Here is a 19,880-nt window from a genome sequence, read left to right as displayed (position 1 = left end):
CTACTGACTCCCCTATTCATGCTCTTTCATGCAATTTGCAATCCCCAAGCAATTACTAAACGTTAGGGGTCTCAAACGTTCCGATATTATTAGGTGTATAACTGTACTTAGGTTCCACCTTTATCCCGACTATATCTTTCCAGTAGAACAACCCGTTAGTTCTATCCATCAGAATTCCATACGATAAACCTTTTGGAATATAGTTAATTAGACAATATTTCTATCGCCCGCTCTACGAGACGTACATTCAGTGGTTCGTCATTAGCTATCTAAATCCTAACCATATACAGTTCCCAGCCCGCACCATGTTCACAGTATGTTTAACCTTTCCTCAGCTTGACCTGTTAGGGCTACTTAATGCGTCTTCACCCAACTTCACACAATCTGTTACCAGTATTGCATGTGGGAGTATTAGCTTCCATCTAGTCACGGAGATTATTTGGGTTCTCCGCCGTGGTGTCATAATATCAGTTGTTGCTAGTAAAATTTTTACTAACCCTGCCAATCCTTCACGATTTACGCGATTTCTGACAAACGTTTCATACCATAAGCCAAGCGTCTTTCCTCTTCCATCTCATCGTCATCTTGTAATGAACGTGAGTGTGGGAAGACATTCTCTTCCATACCGATAATGAAAACTACTGGGAACTCTAGACCTTTAGCTGAGTGCATCGTCATTAAGATGACACCTGTTCCTTGTTGTTCTTCTTCCTTACCAAGTGAATCAATATCTGCAATTAATGCAAGGTCTGTTAGGAATGCAACTAGTGATTTATCTTCACTTTGTTGTTCAAATGCTTGTGTTACCGATAAAAATTCACTGATGTTCTCTAAACGGCTTTGTGCTTCAATCGTCTTATCATTCTTTAACATCTCGCGATAACCCGAGCGCTCTAAAATTTCTTCAACTAATTCTGTGACAGACATATATTCTTGCATTTGCGTTAGATTTTGAATCATTGAGTGGAAGTGAATCGCAGCATTTGTCGCCTTCCCTGATAGTCCCATAAAGTCGACTTCTGCTAGTGCATCGAAAATCGAACGGTCCGCTTCTAATGCATTCACTGCAATACGGTCAAATGATGTCGCACCAATACCACGCTTTGGCTCATTAATAATACGCGCTAATGATAAGTCATCATCATTATTTGCAATAAGACGTAAATAAGCTAGTAAATCTTTAATCTCTTTACGATCATAGAATTTTGTACCGCCAACAATCGTATAGCTCATATTTGATTTTACAAGCATTTCTTCCATAACACGTGATTGTGCATTCGTACGATAAAGAATCGCAAAATCCTCTGGCTTACGATTATTCATAAGCATTTGCTCTTGAATCGTTTTGACAACGAACTGCGCTTCTGCTTTTTCATCATATGCGCGGAACACCGCAATTTTTTCGCCCTCTTCATTATCAGTTCGTAACTCTTTTTTTATGCGGCTTGTATTATTTTGAATCACATCATTTGCTGCTTTTAAAATCGTTTTAGTTGAACGATAATTTTGTTCTAACATAATTGTTCTAGCAGTTGGGTAGTCTTTTTCGAATGATAGGATATTTTGAATATCAGCTCCGCGCCAACGATAAATCGATTGGTCTGAGTCTCCTACCACACAAATATTTTCATGTTGTCTTGCTAGTAACTTAACCAACGTATATTGTGTATGGTTCGTATCTTGATATTCGTCTACGTGGATGTATTGGAAGCGTTGTTGATAATACTCAAGCACATCTGGTACTTCTTTAAATAATCGAATGGTCATCATAATTAAATCATCGAAATCCAGTGATTGATTTTTGCGTAGACGATGTTGATAGTTTTCATATACTTTCGCTACAGCTTGGTCGTATGGATTATTTGCGTCAGCTTGTTGTGAAAAATCACTTGATGTAATGCCTTCATTCTTTGCTGAGCTAATCGCATTTAAAAGGGAACGTGGCTCATGTTGTTTCGGGTCCATATTCAATTCTTTTAATGCATTTTTAATAACAGAAAGCTGATCTGTTGTATCTAAAATCGAAAAGTTTTTATTATAACCAATTCGGTCGATATCACGACGTAAAATACGTACACACATCGAGTGGAATGTCGAAACCCACATGCGATCGCCTGTACCGTTACCTAAAATACCATCAATTCGTTCGCGCATTTCACGTGCTGCCTTATTCGTAAATGTGATGGCTAAAATATTTGACGGTTTAATCATTTTTTCAATTACCAAGTAAGCAATACGATGTGTTAATACACGCGTCTTACCAGAACCTGCTCCCGCCATGATTAGTAAAGGTCCTTCTGTAGCTTGAACAGCTTCAGCTTGTTGTTCGTTCATACCTTTTAATAAATTTTTTGTTAGTTGATTCATCATGCACCATCCTTCTACAAACATTTGTTCTTAAATTATATCGTACCTTTTACAGCTTTAACAGTTTTTAAAGCCTTTTTTAAATCTGTATAAATAATATTCCCTACAACGACTGTATCCGCGTATTGCGCCATCTTTTGTGCTTGTTCTGGCTCCGAAATGCCACCACCATAAAACAGTTGTGTCTGTTCTAATTCGTGGGATACAGCTTCTACTACTTCTTCTGAGCCATACATACCGCTATATTCTAAATAAAGAATTGGTAATTTAAAATAATGTTCTGCCATACGTGCATAGGCTACAACATCTTCGAGTGATAAGTCTGTTTTTGCAGTTGTTAAGGTTGCTGCTTTACAGTCTGGATTCAAAATAACATAGCCCTCAGCAACAAGTTCATCCCAGTTCATCAGCTCACCAAACTCTTTAATAGCCTCATGATGTAAATCTTTCACCCACTCTGTTTTTGTACTATTCAATACCGTTGGGATGAAGAAATAATCGTAACCTGGTGTGACCGATTCAATTGTAGAAACTTCTAAGATAACAGGTACTGAATAACGACGTACACGCGCGAGTAAGTCCAGTACACCATCCTCTGTCACATCATCTGAACCACCTACTAAGATGCCGTCCGTACCTGATTCACAAATTTTCTCTAAATGTTCATCCGAAATTTCTTTCGCAGGATCTAACTTAAAAACATGCTGCCAACTTTTAAATTCCATACTCTTACCACCCATTCTCTCTATTCTTATCATTAGTATACTAAAACTCACATGAAAATGAAGGGATTCAATAAAAATGAGAAATCGCTCGAAACTGCGATTTCTCATTTTGTCTTGTCAAAACACATCTTCATGTTGTTTTAACATTTTCTGTTCTTTTTAAGCTGAAAGCCTATTTACGAGATGCGTCAAATGGTTGTTCATCTGGATATAAACGTCCAAGCATCTCATCATACGTATCATTTCCGTAATCGAAACAACGACGTACGCGTGAAATTGTTGCTGTAGATGCACCTGTTTCGTTTTTGATTGTTTCATATGTTTTTTTCAATCGTAATAAGTGCGCTACTTCAAAACGTTGCGCAAGTGATTGAATCTCACTCATTGTGCATAAATCATCAAAAAACTTATAGCACTCGTCTAAATCTTTTAGTTCTAATACAGCTTTAAATAATTGGTCTGTTTGATGACCCTTAATTTTTTCAATTTGCATCGTAAACGAGGGCCCCCTTCCACTTCTATTCTATAATTGCATCGTTCTCTTTACAATTCTATTTTATCACCAGAATTGATTAGAAAAAAGTATTAACACTTTTATTCTGTAAATCGTTAAAGTATTTTAGCGCATTACAGATGGGAAGAGTACGCGTTTTTTCAATACATCGAAAATACCACGCTGCGTTACGCGAATATATGGTAAGTGTGTTGATTGTAAAAATAATAATGTATAGATGGCATCGCCATGATGGAAACCACGCTCTTTTAACGCTTCTTTTAGTGCTTTTTCTTGTTCAATAATTTCTTCAACTGGTTGTTTTGACACATATCCACCCATTGTTAGTGGGATAGAAGCTAGCACTTTATGATCATCAATTAAGACGATTCCGCCACCCATTTTTTTCATTTCGTTGAAAGCTTGGTGCATCGCATGAATATCTTTACCAATTAAAATAATATCGCCCGTACAAGAGTACGACGTCGCAAAGCCTTGTAATGAGCTAGCAAAACCTTTAATAAGTGTATTTACACGCCATTTACCTTCTCGGTCAACAAGCATTAAATAACATTCATCATGGTCGTAACTTAATGTACCTTCATTAGTATGCAAGTTCGTGCTATACAACTTCGTAATGACATCGTTCACCATCTCAATTCCAAATGGCATTGAGAATTGGAAGTCGTCATCTGTCAATTCAACTGGCATTGAAAACTTATTAAAATCGCCCCAATCAATATCTTCCATTGTATGAACGCGTTCATTTGAGCGCTTCAGCCATACACCTTTTGATAATACATCTGTTGGTGTTGGATGGTATTCATCTTCTAAAATATTTAATGTAGCAAAGCGACCTGTCGCAATTAGACCATGTGAATGTGTCACATCATAGTAGTTCGCAATATTGTAAGATGCCATTTGATATGCATCAATTGGCTCTACACCTGCATCGAGTGCTACTTGGATACATTGATCCATCAGGCCCTTTTCGTAGAAGCTCGGTGTTGCACCATCTGTTGTCATCATTAAATGATCAAAGATTTTCAGTTTTCGTTCCACAATTCCCTTTAATAAATCAGGAAGGTCTGGACGAATCGATGAATAACGTAATGTTACCGCATAGCCGTGTAGAATACGTTCTTCTACTTCTTCTACTGTCATCGCTTCATGGTCACCATCTGCACCGAATAATTTTAGACGAGCTAATGTACGTGAAGAAGCACCTGGTAGATGTGTTTCAATCTTTTTATGATGCGCACGCGTACCTTGCAGCCAATACAATAACTGGTCATCTCCTGCTAGTAATCGTGGCCAAGCTGTTAATTCGCCGCCCATCAATACATCTTGACGCTCTCCCCATTCCATTAATGAAGCTGATGTAAAGAGATTGTGTTCTCGTAGCAATTCTGTTTGTGAATCGTAACGCATCCACCAATAGAAGTGGAATGGTCGTTCTTTTAATGCATCCATAATACGAAATGCTTCTTCATTTTTTAATGATAAAAATAATGTTAAATTATCTGAAAGGAATGTCGTTGTTCCTGTCTGTCCTGCATAGTTTGCTAATGTTAATGGGTTATAGAGTTGATATGGATGAACATGTGGCTCAATGTAACCCGGTACAACTGTTTTACCTGCTGCATCCACGATTTCTGTGCCTTCCATCTTCGGTGGCATTTTAGGCCCTGCATATACAATACGCTCTCCTAAAATCCAAATATTTCCCTCTACCCAATCTTTATAAATACTGTGCAAATAGCGAGCATTCGTAATCACCATTGAAGGAGATTTCTTTCCATCAATGACTGCGACTTGTTCGCGTATGTCATGTATTTTCCAATTTATGTGCTTCATACCTTAAACATCTCCTCCTATAAGTCTGTTGCATTAATTTATGATGATTAATGAATACAACGCATGAGTGATAATATGCTATCACACTCGTCGTTCATGGAACAAGCTTAATTTAGAATGTACAAACTTTTGTTGAATTTCGAATCAATTTTCTATTTTATGCATATTCTATTTTATAACTTCGTCTATGAAAACGCTATCATTAACCTTTAAGTTATAAAAATATTTACATAACTATACACTTTAGATTTAACAAGTGAAAAAATAAAGGTAGAAGATGAAGTCATCCTCTGCCTTTATTTAGATTATTTATTTTACAGCTGAAAAAGTTCGCCAACCGATATCTTTTCTAAAGAAGAAATGTTGCCAATCTTTCTGTGCTAATCCTGCATATACTTTTTCTTGTGCTTCTTTTAAGTTTCTGCCTGTCGATGTTACTAATAAGACACGACCACCGTTTCCGACAAAACCTTCTCCTGCTGCTTTTGTTCCTGCATGGAAGATATTATGTGTCTTCGCTAACTCCGTTAAGTTCGGCAGTGCATGTCCATTTTCAACAGATTGCGGATAACCTTCTGAAGCAATGACAACACCTAGAACTGATTCATCCGACCATTGTAAATCAAATGGAACACCCGCAAGAAGTGCATCCATAAATAAGCCGAAATCAGAAGCCATACGTTGTAATACAACTTGTGCTTCTGGATCACCAAAGCGTGCATTAAACTCAATCACTTTTGGCCCATTCTTCGTTAAAATTAATCCTGCATATAAAATACCTGTGAATGGTGTACCTTCTGCATCCATTGCTGCAACAGTTGGCTTCACAATCGTCTCAAATGCTTCATCAACAATTGACTGCGGAATTTGTGGAACGGGTGAATAAGCACCCATACCGCCTGTATTCGGTCCTTTGTCGCCGTCATATGCTCGTTTATGATCTTGTGCAATCGCCATTGGATAGATTTGTCCTGCATGAACGAATGACATGAACGAGAATTCTTCACCATCTAAAAATTCCTCAATAACAACACGAGAAGATGAATCACCAAAACGTTGGTTGCCAATCATATCTTCTACTGCTTCAATGGCTTCTTGTTCCGTCATCGCAACAATAACACCTTTACCTGCTGCTAAACCATCTGCTTTAATCACAATTGGTGCACCTTGTGCGCGAATGTAAGCAACAGCTTCATCTACTTGTGAGAATGTTTCATATGCTGCTGTTGGAATTTCATATTTCTTCATTAAATCTTTCGCAAAGGATTTACTACCTTCTAATTGTGCTGCATTTTTACGAGGACCGAATGCACGAAGACCTGCTTCTTCAAATGCGTCGACAATTCCTTCAGTTAAAGGCTGCTCAGGTCCAACAAATGTTAAACCGATTCCTTCCGTAATCGCAAAATTAATTAACTCATCAAAAGAAGACTGTGCGATTGGCACAATGGTTGCATCTTCTTTCATTCCGTCATTTCCTGGTGCGACAAAAACTTGCTCAACAGATGGTGCTTTTTTAAACTGTTTGACAATCGCGTGTTCACGACCGCCACTACCAATTACAAGAACTTTCATACTCCTTATTCCTCCTGTTAAAAATAGGGACTATCCAATATGATAGGACAGCCCCAATTTAATTTAGATTAATGTTTAAAGTGACGAACGCCTGTTAAAACCATTGTGATGCCTGCTTTATTCGCTGCATCAATTGATTCTTGGTCACGTTTTGAACCACCTGGGTGGATGATTGCCGTAATGCCTGCTTCAATAGCTGCTTCAACTGTATCTGGCATTGGGAAGAATGCATCAGATGCAAGTGCTGCACCCGCTGCTTTTTCACCGGCTTGTTCTAAAGCGATTTTTGCAGAACCTACACGATTCATTTGACCCGCACCAATTCCAAGTGTCATTTGCTCATCTGTAATTACAATGGCATTCGACTTCACGTGTTTCACAACAGACCAGCCTAAGCGCATAGCCGCCCATTCTTCTTCTGTTGGTTGACGATCTGTTACAACTTGAATATCTGCTTCATCAAAACCATAGCGATCTGGCTCTTGTACTAATAGACCACCTTCTACAGATACTGTATTAAATGCATCTTGTGTATGTTGATCGAAAGAGATTGTTAGTAAACGAATATTCTTCTTCACTGTTAATAGTTCAATCGCTTCTTTTGAGAAAGAAGGTGCAATAATAATTTCTAAGAAAATAGAAGCTAATTGCTCTGCTGTTTTTGCATCAACCTCACGATTTAGCGCAACAATACCGCCGAAGATGGATGTTGCGTCTGCTTCGTATGCTTTATTGAATGCTTCTGCAATCGTTTCACCTGTGCCAACGCCACATGGGTTCATGTGCTTCACCGCGACAGCTGCTGGTTGTTTAAATTCCTTGATGATTTGAAGTGCTGCATTTGCATCTTGAATATTGTTATATGATAATTCTTTACCATGTAATTGCTCTGCGTAAGCAACAGAGAAATCAGAAGCAAGACGTTTTTGATAGAACGCAGCTTTTTGATGTGGGTTCTCACCATAACGTAATGTTTGTTTTAATTCATAAGTTAAAGTCATTTGTTCAGGGAATTCTTCGCCTAATTCTGCTGATAAATAATTCGAAATATATGAATCATATGCTGCTGTATGACGGAATACTTTTGCTGCTAAACGACGACGTGTTTGTAAAGTTGTTTGACCTGCATCTTTTAATTCAGCTAAGACACCTTCATAGTCATTTGCATCAACAATTACTGTTACATATTGTTGGTTTTTTGCAGCTGAGCGTAGCATTGTTGGACCACCAATATCGATGTTTTCAATTGCATCTTCGAATGTTACATCTGGTTTTGAAATTGTTTCAACAAATGGATATAAGTTAACGCATACAATCTCAATCGGTTCAATACCATGTTCTTTCATTTGTGCTTGGTGTTCAGCGTCATCATATTTTGCAAGAAGTCCACCATGAATCATCGGATTTAATGTTTTTACACGTCCACCTAAGATTTCTGGGAATTTTGTTACTTCATCAACAGATGTCACAGGTACACCATTATCTTGAAGATGTTTTTTCGTACCGCCTGTTGATAATACTTCGTAGCCTAATGCTACAAGTTCTTTTGCAAATTCTAATACACCTGATTTATCCGAAACACTAATTAACGCTCTTTTTGTCACAATTTTTCCTCCTCAGATTTAAGCGGGAAATTCCCTATATGTAAAGATTTAATGCCACAATTTTTGTAAAGCTGCTTTATACACATCATGCTCAACTGCATGAATTGCCGCTTCTGTTCGCTCTCTATCTCCATCAATCACATCAACAGCCTTTTGCATAATAATCGTGCCTGTATCCATTCCTTCATCTACATAATGAACCGTTACACCTGTCACTTTCACACCGTGATCGAGTGCTTGTCCAATTGCATCTTTCCCTGGGAAAGAAGGCAATAATGAAGGATGAATATTCACGATTCGTGAACGGTATGCGTCTAATAATGTTTCACCAATTAAACGCATATATCCCGCTAGTACAAGCCACTCCACTTCTTTTTCTTCTAATACTTCTAAAATCGCTGCTTCATAAGCTTGTTTAGAAGAAAAATCTTTTGGACGAATGGCTAGTACTGAAATCCCCTTTGTTTTTGCACGTTCGATCACGTACGCATCTGGTTTATCTGTTACAACTAAACGAATCGTTGCTTGCAGTTCCCCTTGTTCAATTGCTTCAGCAATGGCTTGAAAATTCGAACCACTACCTGAAGCAAATACTGCAATGGACTTTTTAGTCATTACACTAAACTCCCATCATGCTCACCGTTGAATCGCACACCTTCACCAGCAACCACACGACCAATTGTGTAAGCTTTTTCGCCATGTTTTTCGACTAACTCAATGACTTTTTCAGCTTGTGCTGCTGGAACAGCTAAGACAAAACCGATTCCCATGTTGAACACATTATATAAATCTTTTTGTTGTAACTTTCCTTGTTCTGCTAGTAAATCAAAGATTGGTAGAACTGGCCAAGTGCCTAAATCAACTTCCGTTGCTAAACCTGCTGGCATCATACGTGGTAAGTTCTCATAGAAACCACCGCCTGTAATATGTGCCATACCATGTACATCCACTTCTTTTAATACATCTAGTACCGGTTTTGCATATAATTTTGTCGGCGTTAATAATGCCTCACCAATTGGACCAAGTTGCTCGTAACCTGCTACAACTGTATCTGGTGTGAAGCCTGCATCTGCAAACATAATTTTACGAACAAGTGAATAACCGTTTGAGTGAACACCACTTGAAGCAATCCCTACAAGTACGTCACCTTCTTGGATTTTTTCACCTGTTACAATATTTGCTTTTTCAGCTGCACCTACTGCAAATCCAGCTAAATCATATTCATCTTCTTCATATAGGCCAGGCATCTCTGCTGTTTCGCCCCCGATTAATGCAGCCCCTGATTGTACACAACCATCTGCTACACCTTTAACGATTTGCTCGATTTTTTCTGGTACTGCTTTACCTACTGCTACATAATCTAAGAAATAAAGTGGTTCTGCGCCTTGTGCGACAATATCATTTACACACATCGCAACACAGTCAATTCCGATTGTGTCGTGCTTATCCACCATAAATGCTAATTTTAATTTTGTTCCTACACCATCTGTACCTGAAATTAATACAGGTTCTTTTAAATTCAGTTCAGATAAATCGAACATACCACCAAAACCACCGAATGTACCCATGATGCCTTTTCTTGCTGTGCGTTCTACATGTGATTTCATACGTTGTACAGCTTCATAACCTGCTTCAATATTTACGCCTGCTTGTTCATATGCTTTTGACAAGATCTTGGCCTCCTAGACTAATAATTCTTTTTCGTGCGGTAAAATCGTATCTGGGAAAATTTCTGTTGGATACTTACTTGTGAAACAAGCTAAGCAAAGTCCTTTATTCTCCCCTTCATATGGACGGTCAATCGATTCAACCATGCCCTCCACTGATAAAAATGTTAAGGAATCTGCACCAATCGCTTCACACATCTCATCCACTGAATGACTTGAAGCAATCAATTCTTCATGTGTTGATGTATCAATACCGTAATAACATGGATCTGTCATTGGTGGTGAGCTGATGACAACATGTACCTCTGCTGCGCCAGCTTCTTTTAACATTTTGACAATACGACGTGATGTTGTACCACGTACAATCGAATCGTCTACCATGATGACACGTTTGCCTTTTACGACTTGAACAACTGGTGATAATTTCATCTTCACACCACGTTCACGTAATTCTTGTGTTGGTTGAATGAATGTACGACCAACATAACGGTTTTTAATTAAACCTAATTCATAAGGAATACCACTTTCTTCTGCAAAACCAATCGCAGCAGAAATACTTGAATCAGGAACGCCTGTTACTACATCCGCTTCGATATGAGCGCATTCTTTTGCTAATTGTTTACCCATACGTTTACGTGCCATATGCACATTAATGCCATCAATATTAGAATCTGGTCGTGCTAAGTAGACATATTCCATCGCACACATCGCACGATTTTGAATTTCTGCAAAGCGAACTGATTGAACACCTTCATCATTGATGATCAGCATCTCACCTGGTTCCACTGAACGAACTGTTTCAGCACCAATTAAATCGAATGCACATGTTTCTGATGCTACGACATAAGCCTCGCCTAGCTTACCTAATGAAAGTGGGCGTAAACCATTACGGTCACGCGCTACAATCATCTCGTCTTTCGTCATCACTAAGAATGAATACGCGCCTTCTAATAACGTCAATGCATTTTTAACTTTTTCGCTGAATGTTGCATGTGTACTCTTTTTAATTAAATGCGCTAATACTTCCGTATCTGAACTTGAATGAAAAATACTACCTTGTCGCTCTAAATATTTTTTCAAGCGATTCGCATTTACTAAGTTACCATTATGCGCAATCGATAAACTACCTGTAGATGAGTGGAAAAGAAGGGGTTGAACATTTTCAATCCCCGCCCCTCCTGCTGTTGTATAGCGAACATGTGCAATCGCTGCTTTACCGTCTACAGACTTTAACTTTTCTTCGTTGAATACATCATTTACAAGTCCTTCGCCTTTAACTGCTTTTAGATGATGACCATCTGATACAACAATCCCAGCGCCTTCTTGACCTCGGTGTTGTAAAGCATGTAAACCATAGTAGCTTAGGTGTGCTGGACTTTGATTACCCCAAATCCCAAAAACACCACATTCTTCATTTAAGCCTCTGATTTCAGCAAGCATGGTATTGCCCCTTTCCAAGCATCTTGGAATTCTGCTACAGTGCCTTCAATTAACGGTTGTTGTTCGGATGAATTGATGACAATGTTGGCTTCTTCTGTTACGACACCGATTTGTTTTGCATCTGCTACCACTTCTTCAAAACGTGCTGCAAATTCTGGTTTTACAGTTACAACAAAGCGTGATTGTGATTCACTGAATAGAGCAGTTGTTGCTGATCCTTCTAACGTTACATTCACACCTAAGTTTGTACCGAATGTTGTTTCTGCGATTGCCACAGCTAAACCACCTTCTGCTACATCATGCGCTGATGCAATAAGTCCTGCTTGAATTGCTTGTAGTAATGCTTTTTGGCGTGCTGCTTCTACTTCTAAATCAATTGATGGTGCTTGTCCGAAAATACGACCGTTCATTAATTTTTGTAATTCTGAACCACCGAATTCTGTTTTCGTGTCACCAATTACATAAACGAAGTCACCTGCATGCTTTACTTCTTGTGTTGTTGCGTGTTGTAAATCCTCTACTAAACCAACCATACCGATTGTCGGTGTTGGGTAGATAGCTTCATTACTACGTTCGTTATAAAGTGATACGTTACCGCCGATTACAGGAGATTCTAATGCTAGACATGCTGCTGCAATACCGTCTGCTGATTTTTCGATTTGCCAGAAGATTTCAGGCTTTTCTGGGTTACCGAAGTTTAAACAGTCTGTAATTGCTAATGGACGACCGCCTGAACATACGATATTACGTGCTGCTTCTGCAACTGCAATTTTACCGCCTGTTTCAGGGTCTAAGTAGATATAACGTGAGTTACAGTCAGTTGTCATTGCTAAACCTTTATTCGTACCACGTACGCGAATAATCGCTGCATCTGAACCTGGTTTTACAACCGTATTTGTTCTTACTTGATGGTCATATTGTTCATAAACCCATTCTTTTGAAGCAATTGTCGCTTGTTGTAATAATGCACTTAATGTTTCTTTATAATCTGTTACTTCTGGTTCTACATTTTCGATTTGTTGGAACTCTGTATAATAAGCTGGAACTGCTGAAGGTTTATGGTAAACAGGTGCATCTTCTGCTAATGCATCTGCTGGCACTTCTGCAACAATCTCACCTTTATGTTTTAAGCGGAACATTTTATCGTCTGTTACAACACCTACTGATACGGCATCTAATCCGTATTTTGCAAATAGATCAACGATTGGTTGTTCTTCACCTTTTTTCACAACGACTAACATACGCTCTTGAGATTCAGATAACATCATTTCATAAGCTGTCATACCTGTTTCACGTTGTGGAACAGCATCAAGATTCATCTCAATACCCATGCCTGCTTTAGAAGCCATTTCTGCTGCTGAAGAAGTTAAGCCTGCTGCACCCATATCTTGAATACCAACTAATGATTCGAACTTCACAAGTTCTAAACAAGCTTCTAATAATAGTTTTTCCATGAATGGATCACCTACTTGAACTGCTGGGCGCTTTTCTTCTGCATTCTCGTCTAATTCTTCTGAAGCGAATGTTGCACCATGAATACCGTCACGACCTGTTTTTGCACCTACATACATCACTGTGTTCCCAACACCAGAAGCAACACCTTTTTGAATGTCTTTATGGTCGATTAAACCAACACACATCGCATTCACAAGAGGATTTCCTTCGTAGCAAGGGTCGAACTGAATTTCGCCACCTACTGTTGGAATACCGATACAGTTACCGTAACCAGCGATTCCCGCAACAACTTCTTCAAATAAGAATTTCACACGTTTTGAAGCATCTAATTCACCAAAACGAAGTGAGTTTAACATTGCTACTGGACGTGCACCCATTGAGAATACGTCACGAATAATTCCACCAACACCTGTTGCTGCACCTTGGTATGGTTCAATTGCTGAAGGGTGGTTATGTGATTCCATTTTAAATACAACCGCTTGCTCGTCACCAATATCAACGATCCCTGCACCTTCACCAGGACCTTGTAGTACGTGTTTTCCTTCTGTTGGGAATTTACGTAAAACTGGTTTTGAGTTTTTATATGAGCAGTGTTCTGACCACATAACAGAGAATAAACCTGTCTCTGTCCAATTCGGTGTGCGTCCTAAAATCGATTCCACTAACGCAAATTCTTCATCTGTTAACCCCATAGAAGCATATAATTTTTGCTCCTTAATTTGTTGTGCTGTTGGCTCAAGCTTGGTTGACATTTGATTCCCTCCACTGTTTTACAATTGATTTGAATAAAGCAAGACCTTGCGCATTCCCAAGTACCTCATCTGCTGCACGCTCTGGGTGTGGCATCATGCCTAAAACATTCCCACGTTCGTTCACAATACCTGCGATATCCGCTAAACTACCGTTTGGATTTTCTGATTCATATGTGAACACGATTTGATTGTTTTGTTGTAGTTGTTCCAATGTTTCTGCGTCACAGTAATAGTTTCCTTCACCATGTGCAATTGGAATTGTGATAATTTCATCTTTGTCGTACTGATTTGTAAATAACGTATCATTATTTACAACGCGTAAATTTACGTCCTTACAAATGAATTTTAAATTCTTATTACGTAATAACGCACCAGGTAGTAATCCTGCTTCCGTTAGAATTTGGAATCCATTACATACGCCTAATACTGGCTTTCCAGCTTCTGCTGCTTTCTTTACTTCTTCCATTACATTCGATTGGTTCGCCATTGCGCCACAACGTAAGTAATCACCGTAGGAGAATCCACCAGGTACTAAAATACCGTCATATGCACTTAAATCTGTTGCATCATGCCATACGTATTCCACTTCTTCGCCTAATACGTCTTTAATCGTATGATACATATCTAAGTCACAGTTTGAACCTGGGAATACAAGTACTGCGAATTTCATGTTAGTTGGCCTCCTCGACTTCATAACGATAGTCTTCAATCACTGTATTTGTTAGTAGTTTTTCACACATTTCTTTAATTAACGTATCCATGTCGCGCTCTTTTGGTTCGATTTGTAGCTCTAAGTATTTACCGATTCGTACATCTGCTACTTCCTCGTACCCCATGTTATGTAGGGAACCTTGTACTGCCGAGCCTTGTGGATCAAGAATGCTTTCACGAAGTGTTACATAAACTTTTACTTTTTTCATTTTGTAAATCCTCCTAGACGAGATAATATGATTTCGTATACTTCTGTTAAACTTCCTAAATTACGGCGAAACACGTCTTTATCTAAGTGTTGCTTTGTTTCTTCATCCCATAGACGACATGTATCTGGTGAAATTTCATCTGCTAATAGTACAGTGCCTTGTTCATCGCGACCAAATTCTAATTTAAAGTCAACGAGCGTTACACCGATTTCATGGAAAAATGGTTGTAACACAGCGTTTACTTCTAAGCCTTTTTGATAAAGTGTTTCCACTTCTTCTGGTGTTGCAATTTCTAAAATATCAATATGTTCTGTTGTAATGAACGGGTCTCCTAATGCATCATCTTTGTAGTAATACTCAACGATTGGACGTTTTAGTTTTGTACCTTCTTCAATTCCTAATCGCGTTGCTAAACTACCTGCTGCAATATTGCGTACAACTAATTCAATTGGAATAATCTCAACTTTTTTCACCAATTGTTCTGTATCGGAAATTTGACGGATAAAGTGTGATGGAATACCTGCTGCATGAAGTTTTTCAAAAATAAGTGATGTAATCTTATTATTTAAAACACCTTTACCAGCAATTTCTTCTTTCTTTTCTCCGTTGAAAGCTGTTGCGCTGTCTTTATAAGCTACAAACAATACATTTTCCTCATTTGTCGCATATAATCTTTTCGCTTTACCTTCATACAATAGTTGACCTTTTTCCACGTTCATTCCCCCGGTAAATAATTTTAAGTATTGCGTTTTTTTGAAATATTAAAACTTTTAAAAGTTCATCCATTCCTTTCCCATCAACGAATTGAACCGTTGATGAGATGGAATGAAATAGGTTGTTTAGTTTAAGCCTAATCTTTCAAAAATCATGTCTACATTTTTCAAATGATAGTTATAATCGAAGCAGTCTTCAATTTCAGCAGGTGATAGTAATGAAGAAATTTTTTCATTCTCTTCTACTAACGGACGGAATTGAATTTGTTCATCCCAAGAACGAGCCGTTAATGGTTGAACTGTATCATATGCTTCTTCACGAGATAGACCTTTTTCAATTAACGCAAGTAACACACGTTGTGAGTAAATTAAACCAAATGTACGTGTCATGTTACGCTTCATGTTTTCTGGGAATACTGTTAAGTTTTTCACGATGTTACCAAAACGATTTAGCATATAGTTCAGTGCAATCGTTGTATCTGGAATAATGACACGTTCTGCTGATGAGTGTGAAATATCGCGTTCATGCCATAAAGGAACATTTTCAAATGCAGTTACCATATGACCACGTACTAAACGTGCCATACCAACCATATTTTCTGAACCGATTGGATTACGTTTATGTGGCATTGCTGAAGAACCTTTTTGTCCTTTTGCAAACCCTTCTTCCACTTCACGTGTTTCAGATTTTTGTAAGCCGCGAATTTCTGTTGCAAACTTCTCGATTGATGTTGCGATTAGTGCAAGCACTGAGAAATATTCTGCATGACGATCACGTTGTAATGTTTGTGTTGAAATCGGTGCAGGTGTTAAACCTAATTTTTCACATACATATGCTTCTACGAATGGATCGATATTTGCATACGTTCCAACTGCGCCTGAAATTTTACCTGCTTCAATCGTTTTAGCAGCTGCTTCAAAACGAACTTGGTTACGACGCATTTCTTCTAACCAAAGTGCTAGTTTTAAACCGAAAGTTGTTGGCTCTGCATGCACACCATGTGTACGTCCCATGCAAACCGTCATTTTATGTTCTTTTGCTTTTTCAGTGATAATATCAATAAAGTTTTGAATATCTTTACGGATAATATCGTTAGCTTGTTTAATTTGGTAAGAAAGAGCTGTATCAACGACATCTGTTGAAGTTAAACCGTAATGTACCCATTTACGTTCCTCACCTAATGTTTCTGATACTGCACGTGTAAATGCAACAACATCATGACGTGTTTCTTTTTCGATTTCTAAAATACGATCGATTTCAAACGATGCATTTTCGCGTAATTTTTGAACATCTTCTTTTGGAATAACCCCTAACTCTGCCCAAGCTTCACATGCTAGAATTTCTACTTCTAACCATGCTTGATAGCGATTTTCCTCTGTCCAGATAGCTCCCATTTCAGGTCGTGTATAACGTGCGATCATAAATAAAGTCTCCTTCTACTCTGCCCATATACCAGAGTTCTTGATTTCGTCTAGGGTATGATTTACATCATCCGTCATTATTGTAACATGCCCCATCTTTCGATTGTTCTTTGCTTCTTGTTTTCCGTAAAGATGAATGGACCAATCAGGGTATTTTGAGATTGAATTCGTTACAGGTACGACATGTTGCCCTAAGATATTCACCATAATCGATGGACTCCATAATTTTGGTTTACGTAATGGCCAGCCGCAAATGGCACGAATATGTTGATGGAACTGCGAAATATTACATGCTTCAATTGAATAATGACCTGAGTTATGAGGTCGCGGTGCTAATTCATTAATCAAAATTTCTCCTGACGCTAATACAAACATTTCAACAGCAAGTGTTCCTACTAAATTCAGTTCATCTGCAATTTTCTCAGCAGCCTCTATGGCTAATTTTTCGGTACTTTGTGTAATACGTGCTGGCACGATTGTTTCATGCAGAATATGATTCACATGAATATTTTCACCAACTGGTAAGCAATATGTTTCACCATGTACATTACGTTGTACGATAACTGAAATCTCCATTTCAAATGGAATAAATGCTTCTGCCACACAAGCCGAATGTGTGAATAAATCTTTTGCTAGCGATAAATCTTCAGCTGTCTTTACAATTTGCTGGCCCTTACCGTCATAACCTCCGCGTGCTGTTTTCACAACACAAGGATAACCAACTTGCTCAATTTTCTGCTCTAACTCTTGAAAATTGCGAGCTGTAATATAAGGTGCTACTGGTGTTTCTGCATTCGTTAAGGCAGCTTTTTCTAAAATACGATCTTGCGTCGTTTGTACAAGTTCTGCCCCCTGTGGTACGTACGCAATCTCTGTTAATCTTTTTAATCCTGCATAATCAATATTCTCAAATTCATATGTAATCACATCACTGACTTCAGCTAACTCTTCTAAAGCAGCTTCATCATCATATGGTGCTACGATGCGAATATCAGCAATTTGACCACAAGGTGAGTCCATTGCGGGTTCTAATACCGCAATTTTAAATCCTGCTTCTTTTGCAGCAATGGCCATCATTCTTCCCAATTGTCCACCGCCAATGATGCCGATTGTTTGTCCTGGAAATATGATTTTACTCACTTAGGTCACCTGTGCTTTCTATTGCTTTCATTTTCATTGCTTGTCTTCTTGTTTCTAATTTTTCTGCGATTTCTACATCAGTAATTGATAGAATCTGCGCGGCGAGTAATCCTGCGTTCGTCGCACCTGCTTTACCAATTGCTACAGTTGCTACAGGTACGCCGCCTGGCATTTGTACAATTGATAATAATGAATCAAGACCATTTAACGCACGTGACTGCACAGGTACACCAATAACTGGTAACGTCGTTTTTGCTGCAACCATTCCTGGTAGATGTGCGGCACCACCAGCACCTGCAATAATTACTTGAATTCCTCTTGCTCTTGCTTCTTCTGCATATTCAAACATTAAATCTGGTGTTCTATGTGCAGAAACAACTTTTTTCTCGTAATCTAACTCTAATTCTTCTAAAATATCGCAGGCATGTTTCATTGTTTCCCAATCGCTTGAACTGCCCATAATAACGCCAATTTTCGGATTCATTTTTTATACGCCCCTTTGAACAAATAAAAAACCCCTAAAGTAACGCGCTCTCCACCATAGTCATATGACTACGTGCGAAAAGCAGCTACTTAAGGGGTTCAAATATACAAATGTTCGTATTTACAAAACATTTAAGCAATATTTGTAATATCCTAAAGTCTTGTTGCTTCCCGCATAGTCCGACATTACGGTGCCGGGTAGAGACGCTAGAGCCTATTCTCTAGCATATATGTGGGATTTGTTGTTTTCATGTACATTGTAACAATGCAAAGCAAACAAGTCAACAAGGATGCGAACTATTTATGAAATAAATTATTTTATCGTTCGTGTTTTTTATTCTTCTATTTTTAAACCTTTAAACTGAATGAGCTGTCGAACAGGTACAGGTTCACCATTTTGCATCTCAAATAATGGTTCTTCTCTACGTCCTACCGGCATATAGCCTTCTTGTCGCATACGCTCTAAGCATGCTTCAATTGTTTCTGCTTCCTGAACTTCATACCAAACTGTTTTCTTTCCCAAAGTGACACTTCCTTATATAATGTTTAAGTTTCTCCATTATATAAGACTTGGAATCTTTTGTGCAACCTTACTATCGATTGCTGCTTGCATCACTGCTTGTGCGACATCATCTGTAACATCTGTTTCAAAAACATTTGGAATAACAATACCACGCTCAATTTGCTCAGCTGTTACTAATTCTGAAATGGCTTTTACAGCAGCCATCTTCATCTCATCATTAATATCTGTCGCTTGTACTGCTAGAGCACCTTTGAAGATACCTGGGAAAGCTAGCATATTATTCACTTGGTTTGGATAGTCTGAGCGCCCTGTCGCAATCACACGTACGCCCCACTCCATCGCGTGTTCATAAGTGATTTCCGGATTTGGGTTCGCTAATGCAAAAACAATCGGATCTTGATTCATCGACTGAATCATTGACTCTGTTAAAACATTTGCAACAGATACACCAATAAAGATATCTGCACCAACTAAAGCATCTGCTAATGTACCCTCTTGATGTTCTGCACTGCTTAGATTTGCCATATATTCTTTTTCAGCATTCATACCATACGGGCGACCTTTATAAATGATTCCTTTTGAGTCACATGCCGTTACATGCTGATACCCCATTGTAAGTAACAGCTTCATCACTGCCACCCCAGCAGCACCTGCACCATTAATAACAACTTTTACATTTTCTTTTTGTTTGCCAACAACTTTTAACGCATTACGTAAACCTGCTGATACAACGATAGCTGTACC

The 19,880-nt window shown here is 38.5% G+C and carries 17 protein-coding genes, 1 pseudogene and 1 riboswitch (1 of these 19 running past the window's edge); all 18 genes and pseudogenes read right to left on the bottom strand.

All coding sequences use genetic code 11. The annotated features are described in order from the left end of the window. Window positions 1–525: 525 nt before the first annotated feature. A pseudogene (gene pcrA, locus ASO14_RS01990) lies at window positions 526–2,367 on the bottom strand (DNA helicase PcrA); the annotation flags it as partial. A gap of 35 nt (window positions 2,368–2,402) precedes the next feature. Then, window positions 2,403–3,092 (bottom strand): heptaprenylglyceryl phosphate synthase, encoded by a 690-nt coding sequence (locus tag ASO14_RS01985; protein WP_068450768.1) that lies wholly within the window; start codon window positions 3,090–3,092, stop codon window positions 2,403–2,405. Window positions 3,093–3,264: 172 nt separating this feature from the next. Then, window positions 3,265–3,585 carry a YerC/YecD family TrpR-related protein gene (locus ASO14_RS01980; RefSeq protein ID WP_068450765.1) on the bottom strand — a complete coding sequence of 107 codons (321 nt, stop codon included), beginning with the start codon at window positions 3,583–3,585 and terminating at the stop codon, window positions 3,265–3,267. Window positions 3,586–3,711: 126 nt separating this feature from the next. Beyond that, window positions 3,712–5,442, bottom strand: coding sequence for an adenine deaminase C-terminal domain-containing protein (locus tag ASO14_RS01975; RefSeq protein ID WP_068450762.1), 1,731 nt, complete (start codon window positions 5,440–5,442; stop codon window positions 3,712–3,714). A gap of 309 nt (window positions 5,443–5,751) precedes the next feature. Beyond that, window positions 5,752–7,017 carry a phosphoribosylamine--glycine ligase gene (gene purD, locus ASO14_RS01970; RefSeq protein ID WP_068450760.1) on the bottom strand — a complete coding sequence of 422 codons (1,266 nt, stop codon included), beginning with the start codon at window positions 7,015–7,017 and terminating at the stop codon, window positions 5,752–5,754. A 68-nt stretch (window positions 7,018–7,085) separates the two neighbouring features. Beyond that, complete coding sequence (gene purH / locus ASO14_RS01965; RefSeq protein WP_068450758.1) at window positions 7,086–8,621, bottom strand: bifunctional phosphoribosylaminoimidazolecarboxamide formyltransferase/IMP cyclohydrolase; 1,536 nt, start codon at window positions 8,619–8,621, stop codon at window positions 7,086–7,088. Between the two features lie 48 nt (window positions 8,622–8,669). After that, on the bottom strand, window positions 8,670–9,236 hold the full coding sequence (gene purN / locus ASO14_RS01960; RefSeq protein ID WP_068450756.1) for a phosphoribosylglycinamide formyltransferase: 567 nt from the start codon (window positions 9,234–9,236) through the stop codon (window positions 8,670–8,672). After that, the gene (gene purM, locus ASO14_RS01955) at window positions 9,236–10,291 is read right to left on the bottom strand and encodes a phosphoribosylformylglycinamidine cyclo-ligase (protein ID WP_068450754.1); all 1,056 of its coding nucleotides are present in this window, start codon (window positions 10,289–10,291) and stop codon (window positions 9,236–9,238) included. The genes purN and purM overlap by 1 nt, the downstream gene beginning before the upstream one ends. A 12-nt stretch (window positions 10,292–10,303) precedes the next feature. Then, a complete protein-coding gene (gene purF / locus ASO14_RS01950) occupies window positions 10,304–11,728 on the bottom strand; it encodes an amidophosphoribosyltransferase (protein WP_068450751.1) in 1,425 nt (474 codons plus the stop codon). Beyond that, entirely contained in the window at window positions 11,704–13,935 is a 2,232-nt protein-coding gene (purL, locus tag ASO14_RS01945) for a phosphoribosylformylglycinamidine synthase subunit PurL (protein WP_068450749.1), read from the bottom strand. Before purL ends, purF begins: the two co-directional genes overlap by 25 nt. Next, window positions 13,919–14,605 (bottom strand): phosphoribosylformylglycinamidine synthase subunit PurQ, encoded by a 687-nt coding sequence (gene purQ, locus ASO14_RS01940; protein ID WP_068450747.1) that lies wholly within the window; start codon window positions 14,603–14,605, stop codon window positions 13,919–13,921. The genes purL and purQ overlap by 17 nt, the downstream gene beginning before the upstream one ends. A 1-nt stretch (window position 14,606) precedes the next feature. Continuing rightward, complete coding sequence (gene purS, locus ASO14_RS01935; RefSeq protein WP_068450744.1) at window positions 14,607–14,855, bottom strand: phosphoribosylformylglycinamidine synthase subunit PurS; 249 nt, start codon at window positions 14,853–14,855, stop codon at window positions 14,607–14,609. After that, window positions 14,852–15,568 (bottom strand): phosphoribosylaminoimidazolesuccinocarboxamide synthase, encoded by a 717-nt coding sequence (purC, locus tag ASO14_RS01930; protein WP_068450742.1) that lies wholly within the window; start codon window positions 15,566–15,568, stop codon window positions 14,852–14,854. The genes purS and purC overlap by 4 nt, the downstream gene beginning before the upstream one ends. A 126-nt stretch (window positions 15,569–15,694) precedes the next feature. Continuing rightward, a complete protein-coding gene (purB, locus tag ASO14_RS01925; protein WP_068450740.1) occupies window positions 15,695–16,990 on the bottom strand; it encodes an adenylosuccinate lyase in 1,296 nt (431 codons plus the stop codon). 15 nt (window positions 16,991–17,005) lie between these two features. After that, window positions 17,006–18,130, bottom strand: a complete 1,125-nt coding sequence (gene purK / locus ASO14_RS01920; protein ID WP_068450738.1) for a 5-(carboxyamino)imidazole ribonucleotide synthase — start codon at window positions 18,128–18,130, stop codon at window positions 17,006–17,008. Continuing rightward, entirely contained in the window at window positions 18,123–18,614 is a 492-nt protein-coding gene (gene purE / locus ASO14_RS01915; RefSeq protein WP_068450736.1) for a 5-(carboxyamino)imidazole ribonucleotide mutase, read from the bottom strand. Before purE ends, purK begins: the two co-directional genes overlap by 8 nt. A gap of 155 nt (window positions 18,615–18,769) precedes the next feature. Further along, window positions 18,770–18,867, bottom strand: a riboswitch (purine riboswitch). An 80-nt stretch (window positions 18,868–18,947) separates the two neighbouring features. Continuing rightward, the gene (locus ASO14_RS01910; RefSeq protein WP_068450733.1) at window positions 18,948–19,136 is read right to left on the bottom strand and encodes an NETI motif-containing protein; all 189 of its coding nucleotides are present in this window, start codon (window positions 19,134–19,136) and stop codon (window positions 18,948–18,950) included. Window positions 19,137–19,172: 36 nt separating this feature from the next. After that, on the bottom strand, window positions 19,173–19,880 hold the 3' portion of the coding sequence (locus tag ASO14_RS01905) for an NAD(P)-dependent malic enzyme (RefSeq protein ID WP_068450730.1). 492 nt of this gene lie beyond the right edge of the window; 708 of the gene's 1,200 nt are visible here — the last part of the coding sequence; its start codon lies beyond the right edge, outside the window; the stop codon is at window positions 19,173–19,175.

Source organism: Kurthia sp. 11kri321 (assembly GCF_001534765.1).
In the GTDB taxonomy this organism is placed as follows: domain Bacteria; phylum Bacillota; class Bacilli; order Bacillales_A; family Planococcaceae; genus Kurthia; species Kurthia gibsonii.
The sequence above is the reverse complement of the archived record's forward strand: the minus strand, read 5'-3'. Positions and strand labels throughout refer to the sequence as shown.